At 33.9% G+C, this 2,910-nt stretch carries 3 protein-coding genes; all 3 read left to right on the top strand.

What is annotated here, in order from left to right; genetic code table 11:
• Positions 1 to 181: 181 nt before the first annotated feature.
• The gene (locus AB1422_18580; GenBank protein ID MEW6621307.1) at positions 182 to 1,108 is read left to right on the top strand and encodes a type II secretion system F family protein; all 927 of its coding nucleotides are present in this window, start codon (positions 182 to 184) and stop codon (positions 1,106 to 1,108) included.
• A 382-nt stretch (positions 1,109 to 1,490) separates the two neighbouring features.
• Complete coding sequence (locus AB1422_18585) at positions 1,491 to 2,453, top strand: type II secretion system F family protein (protein ID MEW6621308.1); 963 nt, start codon at positions 1,491 to 1,493, stop codon at positions 2,451 to 2,453.
• A gap of 15 nt (positions 2,454 to 2,468) precedes the next feature.
• Positions 2,469 to 2,910: glycosyltransferase family 9 protein (locus AB1422_18590; GenBank protein ID MEW6621309.1), on the top strand; the 442-nt coding region annotated here is incomplete at its 3' end.

The raw sequence follows: 2,910 nt of genomic DNA on the forward strand, positions 1-2,910 counted from the left end.
TTCCACAATCAATTTCTACCTATTTCTATAAATTTCAATCTATTTCTATTATCTTATCTCCATATCACTCTTATCTCCTTATCCCCTTTCTTACACTTTTGATATATAGCCTGAACGGTTACAATAAGCGGTTAGGTCTAAGAAAATGAAAATTACTTTATTTATTATAATTTTTTTAATTTTGCTACTTTGCTTATTTCTAACCATAATAAAAAAAGGAAAAAAAAAGAAGGTCAAAGAAAGATTAAAACCCTATATTGGACCACTTTTTATCCCACAAATAACCAATATTGAGCAAAAAGAAAGCCTGTCAGATAAACTTGGGACTAAACTAATAAATTTTATATTTTTTAAAGGATACCAGGCAAAGATTAAGGATAAATTAGCCAAAGCAGGTGTTTTACTTCGACCGTCGGAATTCATCTTGATTAATTTATTTATATCTCTTTGTTTTGCGGGTATTGGCATAGTCATTTTTCCAAAGATATTCTTCATTAGTCTTTTTGCTGGAGGTAGTTTTGGATATTTTCTTCCGCATTTTTTTTTACATCATCTCAAAAAAAAGAGGTTATCTATCTTCACCAGCCAGTTATGTAATGTTATTTCGCTAATCTCAAATTCTCTTAAAGCCGGATATAGCTTTTTGCAAGCATTGGATATGGTGGCTAAAGAAACCTCCCCGCCAATATCTGTTGAATTCAGTCGGGTCTTACGCGAGGATAATTTGGGCGTCCCATTAGATAAGGCACTTGAAAACCTTGTTAAGCGGATAGAAAGTGAAGATTTAGATTTAGTCGTAACTGCAGTATTGATTCAAAAGCAAATTGGTGGAAATCTGTCAGAGATTTTAGACCGTGTCGCATACACTATCCGGGAACGAATCCGAATTAAAGGAGAGATAAAAACATTGACCGCTCAAGGACGGCTATCTGGACTTATTGTCTCACTTTTACCCGTTATCTTAGGATTAATCCTCAGTCTTCTCCAACCTGATATTTATAAACTCCTTATCACCGAACGGATGGGCTGGTTAATAATTGGGATAGGTGTAACAATGCAAATCATTGGAATATTAATTATAAAAAAATTAATTCGGGTGGAAGTATGAGGGTGGTGTTTAGCGTGTTCTGAATGATGCTAATTTAAGGTGTAACTCTTGTAAAATATTCCACGAGAAGCTTAATGCAAATATCAAAATGTAAAAAGCAAAATGACAAAGTAAAATGCAAAAGTACTTGTAAGTCAATAGAAAAAATCAAATATTAAAAATCAAAAATAAGAATAAAAGAATTCCTTAATTTTGATATTTGCTCTTTGATTTTTGATATGATATTTGATATGTCATTTTGCATTTTAATATTTAATTTTTAATTTTGGATTACAAAACTTATTGTATTTCAAATAGTTTTGTAATAACTCAATACTTTTCCTTCATGTTCTCTGACCACGCTAAACAGGTACAGTATAAGGGAGTGACAGAGGTGGATGTGATGAATTTTTTATTAGTGATGATAATTTTTATGGTTATTACTACTTTTTCTCTGGTAATTATAGGAGTCCTTACATCCAGAAGGGCAAAAGTTATCAATCGACTTAAAAAGGTAACATCAGATAGAACACCTGAACAAGTAGTAATCTCTTTAGACGAAGAGGAGTTAAGAAAACCCTTTTTTGAGCGGATGATTAAGCCTGTTATCCAGAAAATAGCATTAAAATTTACCCGAAAAGAAGGCTCTTCGGCGTATCAAGATAAACTTTTAACTCAACTTATTATGGCGGGAAATCCAGGGAATTTACAACCCGGTGAATTTATTGTCATCCAATTTTTGATAAGTTTGGTTTTATTATTTGTTATTTTAATATTGTGTCTATTTATTAATCTAAACCCACCTATTTTAATTCTTGTTTTTACCTTAACTGGTTTTGGATTTGGGTTTGTGGGACCTAAATTTTGGTTAAGTAAGCAAGTTACAATAAGGAAGCGGCAAATTTCAAGGTCATTACCAGGCACCCTTGACTTATTACAGGTAAGTATGGAGGCAGGATTAGGATTTGATTTAGCTTTATCAAAGGTGGTGGAGAAGGTTAAAGGACCGCTGGCTTTTGAGTTCAAAAAGGCATTAGAAGAGATTATGGTTGGCAAGAATCGAAAGGAGGCGTTGAAAGATATTAGCAAACGCACACAAGTAGAAGATTTACAATTGTTTATTAACAATATTATTCAAGCCGAACAACTTGGTGTGGGTATCGCCAGGGTAATTCAGGTTCAGTCAGACCAAATCAGGGTTCTTCAACGACAACGGGCAGAAGAGCAGGCAATGAAAGTCCCTATCAAGATGCTCTTTCCACTCATCTTCTTCATTTTCCCCACTATCCTTCTGGTTGTCCTGGGTCCTGTCTTGCTTAAAATTATTAGCGAATTAGGCACAACAACAATCAAGTTTAGCTTTTGAGTGGAAATAAGGAATATGGATAAGGTCGAATTATTTAAAAAAGTAGATAAGATAATTGGGACACCGATTTGTTTTGTTTTAGGTGTATTAGATAAGCTGTTCTTCAGGAAACGGATTTCACAACATCACTGGCAGAGAATTTTGGTTATCAAACTAATTGCTATTGGAGACTTAGTCGTAGCACTTCCAACCATAAAGGCACTGAGAAAAAGTTTTCCAGAGGCATATCTAACAATATTAGTCACTCCACGCGTAAAAGAAGTAGTTGAAGGCTGTCCATATCTTGACCGTATTATCTACTATGACATATTAAATACAGGAATAGCTGGGTTATTCAAGATTATCTCTTTGTTAAGGAAGGAGGAGTTTGATGTTGTGCTTGAATTAGACCATTATTACCGTATCACCAGTTTAATCACATTTTTTGCCGGGATAAAGAACCGTGTAGGTTTTGATT

Source organism: bacterium (assembly GCA_040757115.1).
GTDB lineage: Bacteria > UBA9089 > CG2-30-40-21 > CG2-30-40-21 > SBAY01 > JBFLXS01.